The organism is Actinomadura sp. HBU206391, assembly GCF_014323665.1.
Taxonomy (GTDB): Bacteria; Actinomycetota; Actinomycetes; order Streptosporangiales; family Streptosporangiaceae; genus Actinomadura_C.
The window spans coordinates 42,360-57,167 of the sequence record NZ_JABVEB010000024.1 but is presented as its reverse complement, the minus strand read 5'-3'; the positions used below and the strand labels follow the sequence as shown (position 1 = coordinate 57,167).

The window sequence follows — 14,808 nt, the reverse complement described above, 5'->3', positions numbered from 1 at the left end:
CACGGCGCGAGGGCAAGGAGTAGGCCGCGGCCGTGGCCCCGCCGGCCCCGGCGAGGGCACGGCCCAACGGATCATGTCGTGCCGCTGACGTGCGATTTGTTACGTTCGGTTTTCATAAAATCACTCCCGATACCTGCCGGAACCCGTTTTGATGGATGTCGTGCCGCATCCGCTTCCGCATCCGTCCGCCCACGGCCGTCCCCCCAGTGCCGCGACCCTGCGCTGGATCGAGGAATGCCTGGGCACGGGCAGCAGAGTGAAACTGGTCCGGCCGCTGGTCGGGGGCGCCGCCCACGTCAACCACGCGCTGCTCGTGGAGAGCAGGGCCGGCACCGCCCACCGGCTGGTGCTGCGCCGCTGGGCCCGGCGCGGGTGGAACCTCACCGACCTCGAGTTCTCCCCCGAGCGAGAGATCGCCGCACTCGCGCTGCTGGCGGGCTGCGGGATCGCCACGCCGTCGCTGGTCGCGGCGGACCCGTCCGGGGCCTACTGCGATGCCCCCACCCTGCTGATCAGCAGGCTCCCCGGCCACGCACCCCGGCCCGCCGTCGGCGACCTGCCGGAGTATCTGATCCAACTGGCGGCGGCGCTGCTGTCGGTGCACGCCCTCGAGGGCGCCCCGACGATGCCGCCCTACACGCCGTACAACCGGCTGATCCTCCAGTCGCCGCCCAGGCACGCGACCCGCCCGGGGCTGTGGGAACAGGCCTTCGAGATCGTGAGCGGTTCCCCGCCGGAGGCGGCGCCCCACTTCATCCACCGCGACTACGAACCCGACAACACTCTCTGGTCGTCGGGCCGGCTCACCGGCATCGTCGACTGGGACCGGGCGTCGTACGGCCCGATCGCGGTCGACGTCGCCCACATGCGGTGCAAACTGGCGCTGCGCTACGGTATCGCCGCCGCCGACCGTTTCCTCGCCGACGTCGACCAGGTGCGCGGCGGGTACGAGCACGATCCCTACTGGGATCTGCGTTGTGTCATCGACCTGCTGCCGGGCGGCCGCTCACCGATCGACGAGACCGGCGTCCCGCTCCTCGAGGGCTACCTCGAGGCGCTGCTCGCCCAGTTCGGCGTCCCCGTCCACCACTGAGGCCGCCTCACAGGGTCACAGGGTCACGGCGGTGACCGGCAGGGACGAGTCGGCGGGCACGTCGAGCGCCGAGGGGCATGCCCCGGCGGCGACCAGTTCCGCGCCGAGTGCCGCGACCATGGCGCCGTTGTCGGTGCACAGGCCGGGGCGTGGCACCCGCAGCCGGACTCCGGCGGCGGCGCACCGCTCCTGAGCGAGCACCCGCAGCCGCGAGTTCGCCGCGACCCCACCGCCGATCAGCAGATCGGCCACCCCGTTCTCGCGGCAGACCGCCAGCGCCTTCTTGGTGAGCACGTCGACGACGGCCTCCTGAAAGGACGCGGCCACGTCGGCGACGGGCACCGGCTCGCCGGCGCGCTCGCGGGCCTCGACCCAGCGGGCCACGGCGGTCTTGAGCCCGGAGAAGGAGAAGTCGTAGGTACCGTCGTCGTACTTCCCGCGGGGGAACGCCATGGCGTCCTCGGCACCGGACCGCGCGGCCCGGTCGATGTGCGGACCGCCCGGGAATCCCAGGCCGAGCACGCGGGCCACCTTGTCGAATGCCTCCCCCGCCGCGTCGTCGACGGTCGAACCGAGCGTTCGTACGTCCGAAGCGACGTCCGGCACCAGCAGCAGTGACGAATGCCCGCCCGACACCAGCAGCGCCACCACCGGCCTCGGCAGCGGCCCGTGTTCGAGCTGGTCGACGGCCACGTGGGCGGCCAGATGGTTCACCCCGTAGAGCGGCTTGCCGAGCGCGAGCGCATAGGCCTTCGCGGCGGCCACCCCGACGAGCAGCGCCCCGGCCAGGCCCGGGCCGGCCGTCACCGCGATCGCGTCGACGTCCTCGAACGCCACCCCGGCCTTGGCCAGCGCCCGCGACACGGTCGGGGTCATGGCCTCGAGATGCGCCCGCGAGGCGACCTCGGGCACGACTCCGCCGAACCGGGCGTGCTCGTCGACGCTCGACGCGATCGCGTCGGCCAGGAGCGTGTGCCCGCGTACGATCCCGACCCCGGTCTCGTCGCAGGAGGTCTCGATCCCCAGGATCAGCGGCTCGTCAGGCATCCGGGACTCCCACCGGCCCGAAACCGATCGTGCGCTTCTTCGGAGCGCCCTGACGGCACATCACGATGGCGTCCACCCCCGACGGCTGGTAGTACCGCTTCCGCACACTGACCTCGGTGAACCCGAAGCCTTCATACAGCTTGCGGGCGGCTTCATTATCCGCCCGCACCTCCAGGAAGACCACTTCGCAGTCGCGGCGGGCGGCCTCGTCCAGCAGTGCCGAGAGCAGCGCGGCCCCGATGCCGCGCCCCTGCCGGTCGGTCCTGACCCCGATGGTCTGCACGTCGCCCTGGCCGCCCGCGGCGGACAGCCCGGCATAGCCGACGATCTCCCCGGCGGCCTCCGTGGCGCCGTCCGTGACCTCCGTGGCGTCCGGGACACCCGTGGCGTCCGCGACCTCCGTGGCCGGTCGGCCCGGATCGGCGGGGTCGGCCGGCTGCACCGCGACGACGTAGTGCCGGGTTCCGGGCTGGCCATCGAGCTCACCGCGGAACATCTCCACCGACCAGGCGTCATCCGGGTACAGCGACGCTTCGAGGCGCTGCACCACCGGCAGGTCGGCGAACGTCATCACCCGGATGAAAGGGGCTCCGGTCCCAGTGCCGATCATGCCGGTGTGACCTTCTTGCGAGGGCCGGGCTCACGGGCGTCGGGGCGGCGGAGATAGAGCGGCTCCGGCGGCAGCAGCGGCAGGCCGGAACCGCCCGACAGGCGGGTGACCGCGAGCTCGGCGATCGCCGTCGCCGAGGGCAGCAGCGGCGCCGGATCGCCGGCCGCACCCGATGTCTTGGGACACAGCGTCTCGGGATACAGGGCCGCCCCCTCCCCGATCACGGGCAGGTCGGCCGCGGCCGCATCGGCGGGCGGGCCGACGGCGGGCTCGGTGACGCGGACGCGCGCCGACGCGTACCGCGCCCAGTAGACCTCTTTCCGGCGGGCGTCGGTCGCCACCACGAACGGCTCCGTACGCTCGGAGGCCCAGGCGATCGCGTCGAGCGTGCACACCCCGTGCACAGGCACCCGCAGGGTGTCCCCGAGCGCGTAGGCCGTCACGAGCCCGACCCGCAGCCCGGTGTAGGGACCTGGGCCGACGCCCACGGCCACGGCGCTGAGGTCGGCCGGCGTCGTCGCGGCCTCGGCCAGCACGGCGGCGATCGACGGAGCGAGCAGTTCCGCGTGCCGGCGCCGGTCGACGGTCTCCATGACGGCGCGCATGCGAATCGCCTCGCCGGGGGCCCATTCGTACAAGGCGACGGTGACCGCGGCGGTGGCGGTGTCAAAAGCCAAGACCAGCACGGAGTCACAGCTTAGTGGCTGTGCGCGGCCTGAGCGGCGGGCCACCCTCCCAGACGGCGAGGTTCGTCAGCGGGTCGCGAGGGCGTTGACGGTGATCTCGGCGGCCTGGGTCGCGCCGTCGATCGCCTTCTTCGACGACAGCGGCGTCTTGGCGCTGTCGCCTCCCGCGTAGTGCACGGTGATCAGTACGTTCCCCGCGCGGACGTTGACGACGGCCTCTCCGCGCCGCTGGGTCGACTGCACGCTGTAGGTCAGGTACCCCTCGTCGCCGATCGTGTCGACGCCGCGCTTGATCGACACCTTCTGTCCCGGAGGCAGCCCCTCGCCCGACTCGTCGGCCTCGCGCTCCGAGTCGAGTGTGTCGTGCGCCACGTCGGCGCTCGACCGATCCGCGGCCCCGGGGACGGCTCTCAGCTCAACGGTCAGCTGGCGCAGCCGCTGGTCTCCGAAACGGCTCCACACGCACTGGTTGTGCGCGTCGGTCGCCGCGAACGTGTCGGTCTGGGTACGGTCGGCCTCGGGGACGAGTTCGCGGGTGAGCGACTCGGGGAGCAGGACACAGGCGTCGGGGACCGCCTCGCGGTCGGTCCGCGTGGGCACGGGTGAGCTCTCCACGGTCAGGTCGCTCGACGTCAGCCCCTTGCCCTCGTCGGGCGAGGCGACCTGGTTCAGCACGAACGCCGCCACGCCCCCACACGCGATGACTCCCACCGCGGCACCGGCGAGTACGAACGCCATGCCGCGGCGTTCGGGCCGGCCCTCCGGGATCCGATGGCTGCCGCTCATCCAGGGCGCTCCCTCCGAAAGGAGAGGTACGTGTCCGCAGAACAGTACGTCACATTCCGATAACCAGTTCATCCTCGTTGAATGAAAAAATACCCATACTTCCGCTTTACCGGAAACCGCCCATATCTGCCCACCGGTCCCCACTACCCCTCAGGTGGACGAGGCGCTCGTCCGATTCAAGATCGGCACGGGAGATGTGGATCTCCAACCGGGCGTCGGCGAGCCCCTCCGCCAGACCTTCGCCCCACTCCACGACGGTGACCGACTCCTCCACGGAGGCATCGAGGTCGAGGTCGTCGAGTTCGGCGAAACCGCCGAGCCGGTAGGCGTCGGCGTGCACGAGCGGCGGCCCGCCGCACAGCGACGGATGGACCCGGGCGATGACGAACGTGGGCGAGGTGATCGGGCCGCGCACCTTCAGGCCATCGCCGATGCCCTGGGTCAGCGTGGTCTTGCCGGCCCCGAGATCACCGGACAGCACCAGCAGATCTCCGGGCCGCAGCAGACCCGCGAGACGCACGCCGAAGTCCCGCATGGCCTCGGCGGTGGGTATGACGAAACTCACGCCGAGCGCTCCTCGGGCTGGGGATGGACCCGCGCGATCAGCTGGCGCAGCGCACGGGTGACGATGCCGGGGTACTCCAGCGGCAGCAGGTGACCGGCGTCCGGCACCTCGATCAGCTCGGCGCCCTCCATCGCCTCGGCGAGGGCGCGGCCCTGCGCGGCCGTGGTGAGCCGGTCCTCGCCGCCCGCCAGCACCAGCGCCGGCACCCGGCCGACCATGGCCAGGGATCCGAGCCGGTCGTGGGTCATCAGGCCGGGGTAGAACTCCGCGATCACGTCGATCGGGGTGGCACGGATCATCTCCTCGACGAAGTCGACGACGGTGGGGCTCACGTACTTGTCGGCGAAGCCCATGCGACGGATCAGCATGAAGGCGAGGTCGGCGCCGATGTGCCGGGTCCGGTCCACGAACTCGGCCCGCCGGCCCAGGTTGCGCACGACCCCGGGCGCGAGCGGCCGCACCACCTTGGCCAGCATGAGCGGCAGGCCGAACGTCATCTCGGCCAGGCCGCCGCACGAGGTGTTGATCAACGCCACGCCCACGATCTGGTCGCCGAACAGCTCGGGGTGCCGGTCGGCCAGCGCCATGATCGACATGCCGCCCATCGAGTGCCCGACGAGCATCACGGGATCGCCCGGACGCACCGTGGCCCGCAGCACCGCGTAGAGGTCCTCGCCGGTCTGGTCGATGGTCGCGTGCGTGGGCTTGCTGCGGCCCGAGCGTCCGTGACTGCGCTGGTCCCAGAAGACCATCCGGATGCCCGGCAGGTCCCGGCGCTGGTAGTGCCAGGCGTCCTGATTGAGCGCGTAGCCGTGGCAGAAGACCACGGTGAGCCGCGCGTCGCCGGAGCCGTCGATCTCCACGTGCAGTGGTACACCGTCGTCGGCCAGCACCTTGACCGGCTGCCCGCGCAACCGCCCGAACGGCTCGCCCGCGTCGGGGTCCGGACGCAGCCGCACCCGGCCGACGGCGATCTTCCGGGCCCCCACGGCGACGCCGACGCCGGCCGCTCCGAGGCCCGCCACGACCCCGACGATGCCCATCCGGCGGCCCATGCGCCCGCTCATCCGCCGCCTGTCCTGGCCGTCCATGCGCTCCCCTCTACCGCCCCGGCTCCAGCGGCACGTACCGCCGCGGCACGCGGGACCCGATCCGGGTGACGATCTCATACGAGATCGTGCCGAGCACCTCGGCCCAGTCCTGTGCCGTCGGCTCGCCATGGTCGCCGGGCCCGAAAAGGATCACCTCGTCGCCGGGTGATACCTGGTCATCGGCCATGTCGATCACGAACTGGTCCATGCAGACCCGCCCGGCGATACGCCGCCGCCGGCCGCCCGCCAGCACCTCGAGCAGGTTGGATCCGTGCCTCGGCACCCCGTCGCCGTAGCCGGCGGGCACCAGCGCGAGGGTGGTCCGCCGCTCGGTGACGTACGTGTGGCCGTACGAGACGCCGCTGCCCGCAGGAACCCGCTTGACGGCGGCGACGGCGGCGGTGAGCGTCATGGCCGGCCGCAGCCCGAAGGCGCCGAGCCGCGGGGCCGGGCTCAGGCCGTACATCGCGATGCCGGGCCGTACGAGGTCGTATCGGGCCTCGGGCAGGGTCAGGATCGCGGCCGAGTTGGCCAGATGCCGCACGTCCGGCCGCAGCCCCGCGTCCTCGGCCAGCTCGACGGCCTCCTTGAACGCCCCCAGCTGCAACGGGATCGACGGGTCGCCCGGCTCGTCGGCGCAGGCGAAGTGGGAGTAGAGCCCGACGACGCGGATGAGGCCGTCGGCCTCGGCGGCCAGCGCGGCCGCGACGACGGCCGGCCAGTCGGCCGGGCCCGCCCCGCCCCGGGTCATCCCGGTGTCGGCCTTCAGATGCACCCGCGCCGTGAGACCGGCCGTACGGGCGGCCGCGGCGATCTCCTCGACCAGCCAGACCGTGCCCGCCGTCAGGTCCAGACCGGCGCTGATCGCCTGGTCGTACGGCTCGCCGGGCACGCCGAGACAGACCATGATCGGCGCGTCCGGCACAGCGGCACGCAACCGCAGGCCCTCGGCGAGCTTGGCGACGCCCAGCCAGGTCGCGCCGCCGGCCAGCGCGGCGAGCGCGGCGTCCTCCATGCCGTGGCCGTAGGCCTCCGCCTTGACCATGGCCATCACGTCCGCACCGCCCGCGCGGTCGCGCAGCAGCGCGATGTTGTCGCGGATGGCACCAAGATCGATATTTGCCTGCGCCGGAGTCGTCACGTCTGCCAAGTCTGCCGATTCCCCTCCCGTGATCGCCGCTCATCCGCGCCTGACCACGCCGTGTTCTCAAGACAGGGTACGAAATGCCCTGGGCAGTGTGGTGATGACGTCATACGCGCTGATCGGCGCCTGGCCCCGTTCGGCGGTGTCATGCGGCGAGGCGGCGAGGCGTGCGGCGAGGCCGTGCAGATAGGCGCCCGCGGTCGCCGCGTACAGCGGGGGCAGGCCGCCCGCGAGGAACGCGCCGATCAGCCCGGACAGTACGTCGCCGGTGCCGGCGGTGGCCAGCCACGGCGTGCCGGTCGGATTGACCCGTACCGGCCGCTCGGCCTCGGCGATCAGGGTCGTCGACCCCTTGAGCAAGACGATGGCGGGCACCTCGGCCACTGCCCTGCGCACGTGTTCCAGCCGCCGGGCCTCGATCGCCTCGCGGTCGGCCCCGATGAGGCGGGCCAGTTCACCGGCGTGCGGGGTGAGCACCGTCGGGGCCGTACGGCCCAGCAGGTCACGGCGGCGGGCCAGCACCGTGAGGCCGTCGGCGTCCACCAGCACCGGCACCTCGGTGCCGAGGGCCGCGGCGACCAGTGCCTCGGCCCGCTCGTCCGTGCCGATCCCCGGGCCGACGACCCACGCCTGCACCCGTCCGACCGACTCCAGATCGAGTTCCCCACTCGGCTCGATCACCGTGGTGACCGCCTCGGGCCACCGCTGCCGGACAAGGTCCACGGCCGGGCGCACGGAGGCGAAGCGCACCATCCCGGCCCCGCCGTGGACTGCCCCGCCGGTGGCGAGCACGGCGGCGCCCGTGAACTGCTCGCTTCCGGCGATCAGGCCGACCACGCCACGGCGGTACTTGTCCGACTCGGGGGACGGCCGCGGCGGCCGGATGTCCTCGGAGGTCGGCACCACCACGTCGGGATCCGGCAGATGGGGGCCGAGCCCGATGTCGATCAGCTCCACCACCCCGGCGTGCCAGGCCCCGGGGTCGATGAGCAGGCCGGGCTTGTAGGTGCCGAACGTCACGGTCACCTCGGCGTGCACCGCGCTGCCCTCGACCTCGCCCGTGCCGGCGTCGACGCCGCTCGGCACGTCGCAGGCCACCACGACGGCGGCGGTCCGTCCCGCGCGTTCGGCCAGTCTCGAGTACGGCTCCCGCAGCCTGCCGTGCCCGCCGATGCCGACCAGGCCGTCGATCACCAGATCGGCCTCGTCGATCACGGACTCGTCGGTGGTAACCCGGCCGCCGGCCGCCCGTAGCGCCCGCAGTCCCTCCTCGTGCGTCTTCGAGCCCGCGAGGATCGCCTCGACGCCCGCGCCGCGCCGCGCCAGCCGGGCCCCGGCGAACAGGGCGTCGCCGCCGTTGTCTCCGCTGCCGACGAGCAGGGCGACCCGCGAGCCGTACACGACGGGCAGCACCCGGGCGCAGACCGCCGCGAGCCCCGCGGCCGCGCGCTGCATGAGCGCGCCCTCGGGCAGGGTGGCCATCAGGGCCTGTTCGGACGCCCGTACCTTGCCGACCTCATGCGCGTATCTCATCGCTCGCTCCGCTCGGGGCTCTCGTCCGCTCTGGCCTCCGCGACGACGACGGCAGTGGCGACACCGCCATCGTGGCTGAGGGAGACATGCCAGTGGGTCACGCCACGATCCCGCGCCGCCGCGGCCACCGTGCCGTCGACACGCAGGCTCGGCCGGCCGTCGGGCTCCCGGCGGATCTCGGCATCGGTCCAGAGCAGCCCGCGCGGCGCGCCCAGGGCCTTCGCCAGGGCTTCCTTGGCGGCGAACCGCGCCGCCAGCGACCTGACCGGCAGTGCCCGCTCGGCCTCGGTGAACAGCCGGGCCCTCAGCCCCGGCGTGCGCTCCAGGGACTGCTCGAACCTGACCAGATCGACCACGTCGATCCCCACACCCACGATCACCCGTCCAGGGTGCCATGCCGGCGTCCCGGCGGCGGCGCGGAACCGGCCGACCGGCGGGACTGCGTGGAAAGACATCTCAATCAGGCCAAGACACCTCGGTCGCCGCCCTCACGGGCTACAGTTGGCCGGTCTCGACCAGCCCGCTCGGGCCGGGGGACGTCAGGTCTGACCGGGCTCTGCCCGCATGGGATCCGACCGCTTACCGGGGCGCACACCGGGTCTATGTTCACCGGCAGAGCGCCGGTTCTATATATTCGCGCCGGCCGCGGTGGCCCCGCCCGATGTTCGGGAGGGGCCACTTTCATGCCCGCCCGGATCACGGGCTCAGCGGTCACGGCTTACCGGTCACACGGCTCACCGGCCGCTACTCGACCGTGACCGACTTCGCGAGGTTGCGGGGCTGGTCGACGTCGTGACCCTTGGCGGTGGCCAGCTCACAGGCGAAGACCTGCAACGGCACGGTGGCCACCAGCGGCTGCAGCAACGTCGGCACGGCGGGCACCCTGAGCAGCGTGTCGGCGTACGGTGCGACCGACTCGTCGCCCTCCTCGGCGATCACGATCGTGCGAGCGCCTCTGGCCCGGATCTCCTGGATATTCGAGACGATCTTGTCGTGCAGTACCCGGCGGGCGCGCGGCGGCACCACGACGACCACGGGCAGACCCTGCTCGATCAGCGCGATCGGCCCGTGCTTGAGCTCACCCGCCGCGAACCCCTCGGCGTGCATGTACGCCAGTTCCTTGAGCTTCAGTGCCCCTTCCATCGCCACCGGGTACCCGACGTGGCGGCCGAGGAACAGGACGCACCGCTCGTCGGCGAGCGACCGGGCCAGGGCCCGGACCGGCTCCATGGTCTCGAGGACCTTCTCCACCTTCGCCGGCATGCCCGAGAGCATCTGCACCATGGCGAAGACCTCGTCGCCCCACTTGGTGCCGCGCACCTGCGCGAGGTAGAGCGCGACCAGGTAGACGGCGACCAGCTGGGTCAGGAACGCCTTGGTCGACGCGACCGCGATCTCGGGGCCGGCATGGGTGTAGAGCACGCCGTCGCACTCGCGCGGAATCGTCGAGCCGTTGACGTTGCAGATGCCGAGCACCCTGACCCGCTGCTCCCGTGCGTGCCGCAGAGCCATCAGCGTGTCCATCGTCTCGCCGGACTGCGAGATCGCGATGACCAGCGTGCTGCGGGTCAGGATCGAGTCCCGGTAGCGGAACTCGCTCGCCAGCTCGACCTCGCAGGGCAGCTGCGCCCAGTGCTCGATGGCGTACTTGGCGATCATCCCGGCATGGTGCGCCGTGCCGCAGGCGACAATGATGATCTTGTCGACGTCGCGGAGCTCGTCGTCGGACAGGCGCATCTCGTCGAGGGTGAGCCGGCCGTCCACGCCGATGCGGCCGAGCAGGGTGTCGGCCACCGCGCGCGGCTGCTCGGCGATCTCCTTGAGCATGAAGTAGTCGTAGCCGCCCTTCTCGGCGGCGGACACGTCCCAGTCGACGTGGTACTCCTTCACCGCGGCCGGCTTGCCGTCGAAGTCGGTGACGGTGACCATGTCACGGCGCAGCTCGACGACCTGGTCCTGACCCAGCTCGATCGCTTCGCGCGTGTGCTCGATGAAGGCGGAGACGTCGCTGGCGAGGAAGTTCTCGCCGTCGCCGCGGCCCACGACCAGCGGCGAGTTGCGGCGGGCGCCCACGACCATGTCCGGGTCGCCGGCGTGCACCGCGACCAGGGTGAAGGCGCCCTCGAGCCGGCGGCAGACACGGCGCATCGCCTCGGCCAGCCCGCCGGAGTCGGCGATCTGCTCCTCCAGGAGATGCGCGACCGCCTCGGTGTCGGTGTCGGAGGCCAGCTCGTGGCCGCGCCCCTCCAGCTCGGCGCGCAGCGAGGCGAAGTTCTCGATGATCCCGTTGTGCACGACCGCGATGGTGCCCGCGCAGTCGGTGTGCGGATGCGCGTTGCGGTCGTTCGGCTGTCCGTGCGTGGCCCAGCGGGTGTGCCCGAGGCCCAGCGTGCCCTCGCCCTCGGACGGCGGCGCGGAGCCGGCCTCGGCGGCCAGGGCCTCTCGCAGATTGGCCAGCTTGCCCGCCCGCTTGACGCTCCTCAGTCCGCCGCCGGTCAGCACGGCCACACCGGCGGAGTCGTACCCCCGGTACTCCAGCCTGGCCAGCCCGTCGACGACGACCTCGATCGCGGGCTTCGCCCCCACGTACCCAACGATTCCGCACATGGCGGCCACCCTAGCCGCTGTGTCCCGGTGCGGACGCACAACGACCGTCGACACCGGCGGTGAGCCGTTGAGCGCAGGTGTCGAGCGCAGGTGCGCCGCGTCACTCGGCGCTGGCGACCGACAGACTGCGCAGACGTACGGCGGCCAGCGTGGCGCCGAGCACCGTCACGATCACCAGGAACGCGACGGAGAGGCCGAGGCCCACCTCGGAGGTGACCGTGGTGGCCGGGGTCACGGCATCGATGACCGTCAACGACCACTGCTGGATCGACAGTGACCGGGCGCCGGGTGCGAAGTTGCCGATCAGCGTCTCCCAGACGAGGGCGTACAGGAGGCCGATCGTGACGGCGTTGCGGCTGACCACCGCGAGCACCACGAACACGGCGGCGTAGGCGATCCCGCCGACCAGCGTCCCCACCGTGAACGCCGCGGTGACCTCTGCGGTGTTGCCCGTCAGGATCAGCCCGGCGACCAGGGTCGGCACGACCGCGAAGGTGACGACGAGGGCGATCGCCACCGCGAACTTGGTCATGACGATGACCGGCCGCGGGATCGGCTTGGTCAGGATGTACATGATCTGGCCGTCATCGATCTCCGGGCCGACGACGCCCGTACCGGCGATCATCGCGAGCAGCGGCAGCAGGGTGGCGAGCGCGAACCGCTGCAGCACGATGGTCGAGATGTCCAGGTCGTTGTTGCCGGTGAGCCGCAGGCCGAAAGCCAGCAGGAGCAGGACGGCCGGCAGCGCGAACAGCAGCAGCGCCCGCTTGCGGCCGAGCATCGCGCGGAACGTGATGTAGGCGATGGTCGCGTTCATCGGTCGGTCAACCCTCTCCCGGAGCCGGTCCGGATCATGTCGCCACCAGGTAGGAGAAGACGCTCTCCAGGGACTCGTCGGCCGGAGAGACCTCCCAGAGCCGCACGCCCTCCTTGCGGGCCAGCTGCGGCAGCAGCCACGTGAACCGGCGGAAGTCGACGGCCTCCACCCGCAGAACGCCCTCACCGAGCTGGACGCTCCGCGCGGACCCGTCGGCGATGATCGCCGATGCCAGCCGGCGGTCGTCCGCGGAGCGTACGACGAACACATGGGGGCGGTCGGTCATGAGCCGCCGGATCGCCCGGAAGTCGCCTGAGGCGGCGTGCCGGCCGGCGACGACGACCTCGATGTGGCTGGCCAGCCGCTCCACCTCTTCGAGGATGTGCGAGCTGAACAGGATCGTGCGGCCCTCCGCCGCCATCCTGCGGATGAGGTCCATCAACTGCAGCCGCTGGCGCGGATCCATGCCGTTGAACGGTTCGTCGAGCAGCAGTACCGGCGGGTCGTGCACGAGCGCCGAGGCCATCTTGACCCGCTGCTTCATGCCCTTGGAGTAGGTGCCGATCACCCGGTCCTTGGCCGGTTCCATCTCGACCATGGCGAGCGCCCGCTGCGCCGCGGCACCGGGCTGCGGCAGTTTGTGCAGCTTGGCCATGGAGAGCACGAACTGCCAGCCGGTCAGGAAGTCGTAGGCCGCCTCGCGCTCCGGCACCAGGCCGATGTGCCGGTAGACGTCCGGGTTCTTCCAGATCCGCGACCCGTCCAGCGTGACGCCACCGGACGAGGGCGCGAGAAAGCCGCCCAACATGTGGATCACGGTGGACTTCCCGGCGCCGTTGGGCCCGAGCAGGCCGGTCACCCCCGGGCCGATCGACATGGAGATCCCATTGACCGCCACGACGTTCCCGTACCACCGGGAGACCTGGCGGAGCTCCAGCACGCTCATGAGAGACCGCCCTTCCGGAACCGGCCGTACAGGACCGCCAGCGAGCCGGCGATGACGGCGGCGCAGACCAAGCAGAACACCGGTCCGCCGGCGCCGGCCGGCGGCCCCCCGATCGTCGGCGACTCGGTGCCGAGCAGGCTCACCTGCACGCCGTCGACCAGGGTGAACGGGGCGAACAACCCGGCCCACCCGGCCACGCCGTAGTTGGACGTCTCCTCCGCGATCGCCTGCACGATGCCGACCGTGGCGGTGCTCAGCAGGTAAACCGCGATGACCGCGGCCACGCCGAACCCCCGGCGCGGCGTGAACGCCGCCACCACGAGCGCGAAGGCGGCGAGAACGAGCGCGAACAACGCACAGCCGGCCAGCCCGGGCAGGAAGTCCAGCGTCTGCGAACCGATGCTCGGCAACTGTGGCGCGTCCGCCTCCTTCGACGGCCGGGTCACCAGCGCGCCGATGTACAGCAGCGTCACCGGCGTCGCCAGCAGCGCGAACAGCGCCGTCACGAACGCCGCGAACTTCGCCAGCACGAAGTCGAAGGAGCCGACCGGCCGGGAGAAGTACAGCGGCACCACGTGGAATCGCAGCTCGCGGGAGGCGACGACCGGCGCCTGGGTGGCCAGGAAGATGGCGACGACGGGCTGCATGATGATCGCGTAGTTCGCGTAGGGGATCAGCGTTTCCGGTTCCTTGGTGATGGCCAGCACCGCCACGCTGCCCGCGGCCGGCAGCATCATGATCGCCGCCAGCATGAACGGCATGACCTTGGCCCTGGCCGGCCGGCCCAGGCCGAAGACCGCCCGCAGATTGTGCACGTACAGCGACCGGAGCACGTACGCCCGGCCGAGTCGCCGGCCCTCGTAGTGGCGGTAGCCGATGTCGTGGATCGCCGAAGCGGGAGCGGAGGGTGCGGAGGAGATCGGGGGGGTCGTCATGGCTTGACTCCGGTCGGCACGGCCGCGGCGGTGAAGACCTCTTCGATGTGGTGGCGGCTCTGTTCCATCCGGATGAGGCAGAGCCCGAGTTCGGCGACGCTGTCGCGTACGAGGTCGAAGGTCGACTCGTCGACGATCTCGATCAGCAGGAACCGGCCGTCGGGCCGCACGGAGAGCCCGGCCTCGGTCAGCGTGCCGCCCAGCTTGTCGTGCCCCTCTTCGACCTCGACCACCAGGGTTCCGCTGACCTCGGTGAACGCCGCGACGGCCTGGGAGCGGAGCAGCTTCCCGCCGTCGATGATCACCACGTGATCGCAGACCCGTTCGAGCTCGCCGAGCAGGTGCGAGGTGACGAGGACGCTGATGCCGAACTCGGTGCCGATGCGCCGGATGAGCCCGAGCATGTCGTCACGCCCGGCCGGGTCGAGGCCGTTGGTCGGCTCGTCCAGGAAGACCAGTTGCGGGTCGTGTACGAGCGCCTGGGCCAGCTTGACGCGCTGCCGCATCCCGGTGGAGTAACCGCCGATGGGGCGGTAACGCTCCTCGTACAGCCCGACGTGGCGCAGCGTGTCGGCCGCCCGCTCTCGTGCGGCGGTGGGGGGCAGCCCGCACATCCGGGCCATGTGGACGACGAACTCGGTGGCGGAGACATCGGGCGGGAGGCACTCGTACTCGGGCATGAAGCCGACCCGCTCACGGATCTGCTGTCCCTGACGGCGGATATCGAGGCCGAGGACCGACCCCTGCCCGCTGGTCGGCGGCATCAGCCCCAGAAGGATCTTGATCAGTGTCGACTTTCCCGCGCCGTTCGCGCCGACGAGTCCCACGACCCCGGAGTCGACCGCGACGCTGAGGTCGTCGAGGGCCGTGACCCTCGGGAACCTCATCGTCAGGCCCTGGGTAGCGATGATCGGCATGCATAGAACCTAGTGGAGCGGACGTGCCCCG

15 protein-coding genes are annotated in these 14,808 nt (G+C 71.6%); 1 reads left to right on the top strand and 14 read right to left on the bottom strand.

All coding sequences use genetic code 11. The annotated features are described in order from the left end of the window. The first annotated feature begins 160 nt into the window (after window positions 1-160). On the top strand, window positions 161-1,093 hold the full coding sequence (locus HKK72_RS11815; RefSeq protein ID WP_315987192.1) for an aminoglycoside phosphotransferase family protein: 933 nt from the start codon (window positions 161-163) through the stop codon (window positions 1,091-1,093). Between the two features lie 15 nt (window positions 1,094-1,108). Here HKK72_RS11815 and tsaD read toward each other — a convergent pair whose 3' ends face one another. The 14 genes from tsaD to HKK72_RS11745 all read right to left on the bottom strand — a co-directional run bounded on the left by tsaD (window position 1,109) and on the right by HKK72_RS11745 (window position 14,777). Then, window positions 1,109-2,140, bottom strand: a complete 1,032-nt coding sequence (gene tsaD, locus HKK72_RS11810; protein WP_187234348.1) for a tRNA (adenosine(37)-N6)-threonylcarbamoyltransferase complex transferase subunit TsaD — start codon at window positions 2,138-2,140, stop codon at window positions 1,109-1,111. Beyond that, the gene (gene rimI / locus HKK72_RS11805) at window positions 2,133-2,750 is read right to left on the bottom strand and encodes a ribosomal protein S18-alanine N-acetyltransferase (RefSeq protein ID WP_261986729.1); all 618 of its coding nucleotides are present in this window, start codon (window positions 2,748-2,750) and stop codon (window positions 2,133-2,135) included. Before rimI ends, tsaD begins: the two co-directional genes overlap by 8 nt. Then, on the bottom strand, window positions 2,747-3,436 hold the full coding sequence (tsaB, locus tag HKK72_RS11800) for a tRNA (adenosine(37)-N6)-threonylcarbamoyltransferase complex dimerization subunit type 1 TsaB (protein ID WP_187234347.1): 690 nt from the start codon (window positions 3,434-3,436) through the stop codon (window positions 2,747-2,749). The genes rimI and tsaB overlap by 4 nt, the downstream gene beginning before the upstream one ends. A 66-nt stretch (window positions 3,437-3,502) precedes the next feature. After that, the gene (locus HKK72_RS11795; protein WP_187234346.1) at window positions 3,503-4,222 is read right to left on the bottom strand and encodes a hypothetical protein; all 720 of its coding nucleotides are present in this window, start codon (window positions 4,220-4,222) and stop codon (window positions 3,503-3,505) included. Between the two features lie 106 nt (window positions 4,223-4,328). Further along, window positions 4,329-4,787 carry a tRNA (adenosine(37)-N6)-threonylcarbamoyltransferase complex ATPase subunit type 1 TsaE gene (gene tsaE, locus HKK72_RS11790; protein ID WP_315987191.1) on the bottom strand — a complete coding sequence of 153 codons (459 nt, stop codon included), beginning with the start codon at window positions 4,785-4,787 and terminating at the stop codon, window positions 4,329-4,331. Then, a complete protein-coding gene (locus HKK72_RS11785) occupies window positions 4,784-5,878 on the bottom strand; it encodes an alpha/beta fold hydrolase (RefSeq protein ID WP_261986727.1) in 1,095 nt (364 codons plus the stop codon). The genes tsaE and HKK72_RS11785 overlap by 4 nt, the downstream gene beginning before the upstream one ends. Window positions 5,879-5,888: 10 nt before the next feature. Further along, complete coding sequence (gene alr, locus HKK72_RS11780) at window positions 5,889-7,019, bottom strand: alanine racemase (RefSeq protein ID WP_187234345.1); 1,131 nt, start codon at window positions 7,017-7,019, stop codon at window positions 5,889-5,891. A 66-nt stretch (window positions 7,020-7,085) separates the two neighbouring features. Further along, window positions 7,086-8,555, bottom strand: a complete 1,470-nt coding sequence (locus tag HKK72_RS11775; RefSeq protein WP_187234344.1) for an NAD(P)H-hydrate dehydratase — start codon at window positions 8,553-8,555, stop codon at window positions 7,086-7,088. Then, window positions 8,552-8,935, bottom strand: coding sequence for a holo-ACP synthase (locus tag HKK72_RS11770; RefSeq protein ID WP_187234359.1), 384 nt, complete (start codon window positions 8,933-8,935; stop codon window positions 8,552-8,554). Before HKK72_RS11770 ends, HKK72_RS11775 begins: the two co-directional genes overlap by 4 nt. 364 nt (window positions 8,936-9,299) lie before the next feature. After that, window positions 9,300-11,162, bottom strand: a complete 1,863-nt coding sequence (gene glmS / locus HKK72_RS11765) for a glutamine--fructose-6-phosphate transaminase (isomerizing) (protein ID WP_187234343.1) — start codon at window positions 11,160-11,162, stop codon at window positions 9,300-9,302. A 100-nt stretch (window positions 11,163-11,262) separates the two neighbouring features. Next, entirely contained in the window at window positions 11,263-11,979 is a 717-nt protein-coding gene (locus HKK72_RS11760) for an ABC transporter permease (protein ID WP_187234342.1), read from the bottom strand. 34 nt (window positions 11,980-12,013) lie between these two features. Beyond that, entirely contained in the window at window positions 12,014-12,925 is a 912-nt protein-coding gene (locus HKK72_RS11755; RefSeq protein WP_187234341.1) for an ABC transporter ATP-binding protein, read from the bottom strand. Beyond that, on the bottom strand, window positions 12,922-13,860 hold the full coding sequence (locus tag HKK72_RS11750) for an ABC transporter permease (RefSeq protein WP_187234340.1): 939 nt from the start codon (window positions 13,858-13,860) through the stop codon (window positions 12,922-12,924). The genes HKK72_RS11755 and HKK72_RS11750 overlap by 4 nt, the downstream gene beginning before the upstream one ends. Further along, on the bottom strand, window positions 13,857-14,777 hold the full coding sequence (locus HKK72_RS11745) for an ABC transporter ATP-binding protein (RefSeq protein WP_187234339.1): 921 nt from the start codon (window positions 14,775-14,777) through the stop codon (window positions 13,857-13,859). The genes HKK72_RS11750 and HKK72_RS11745 overlap by 4 nt, the downstream gene beginning before the upstream one ends. Window positions 14,778-14,808: the final 31 nt, after the last annotated feature.

Excerpts from the sequence above, each read along its gene's own strand:
- tsaD (WP_187234348.1), bottom strand. The coding sequence starts at position 2,140 with ATGCCTGACGAGCCGCTGATCCTGGGGATCGAGACCTCCTGCGACGAG.
- rimI (WP_261986729.1), bottom strand. The coding sequence starts at position 2,750 with ATGATCGGCACTGGGACCGGAGCCCCTTTCATCCGGGTGATGACGTTC.
- HKK72_RS11795 (WP_187234346.1), bottom strand. The coding sequence starts at position 4,222 with ATGAGCGGCAGCCATCGGATCCCGGAGGGCCGGCCCGAACGCCGCGGC.
- HKK72_RS11785 (WP_261986727.1), bottom strand. The coding sequence starts at position 5,878 with ATGGACGGCCAGGACAGGCGGCGGATGAGCGGGCGCATGGGCCGCCGG.
- HKK72_RS11775 (WP_187234344.1), bottom strand. The coding sequence starts at position 8,555 with ATGAGATACGCGCATGAGGTCGGCAAGGTACGGGCGTCCGAACAGGCC.
- glmS (WP_187234343.1), bottom strand. The coding sequence starts at position 11,162 with ATGTGCGGAATCGTTGGGTACGTGGGGGCGAAGCCCGCGATCGAGGTC.
- HKK72_RS11760 (WP_187234342.1), bottom strand. The coding sequence starts at position 11,979 with ATGAACGCGACCATCGCCTACATCACGTTCCGCGCGATGCTCGGCCGC.
- HKK72_RS11755 (WP_187234341.1), bottom strand. The coding sequence starts at position 12,925 with ATGAGCGTGCTGGAGCTCCGCCAGGTCTCCCGGTGGTACGGGAACGTC.
- HKK72_RS11750 (WP_187234340.1), bottom strand. The coding sequence starts at position 13,860 with ATGACGACCCCCCCGATCTCCTCCGCACCCTCCGCTCCCGCTTCGGCG.
- HKK72_RS11745 (WP_187234339.1), bottom strand. The coding sequence starts at position 14,777 with ATGCCGATCATCGCTACCCAGGGCCTGACGATGAGGTTCCCGAGGGTC.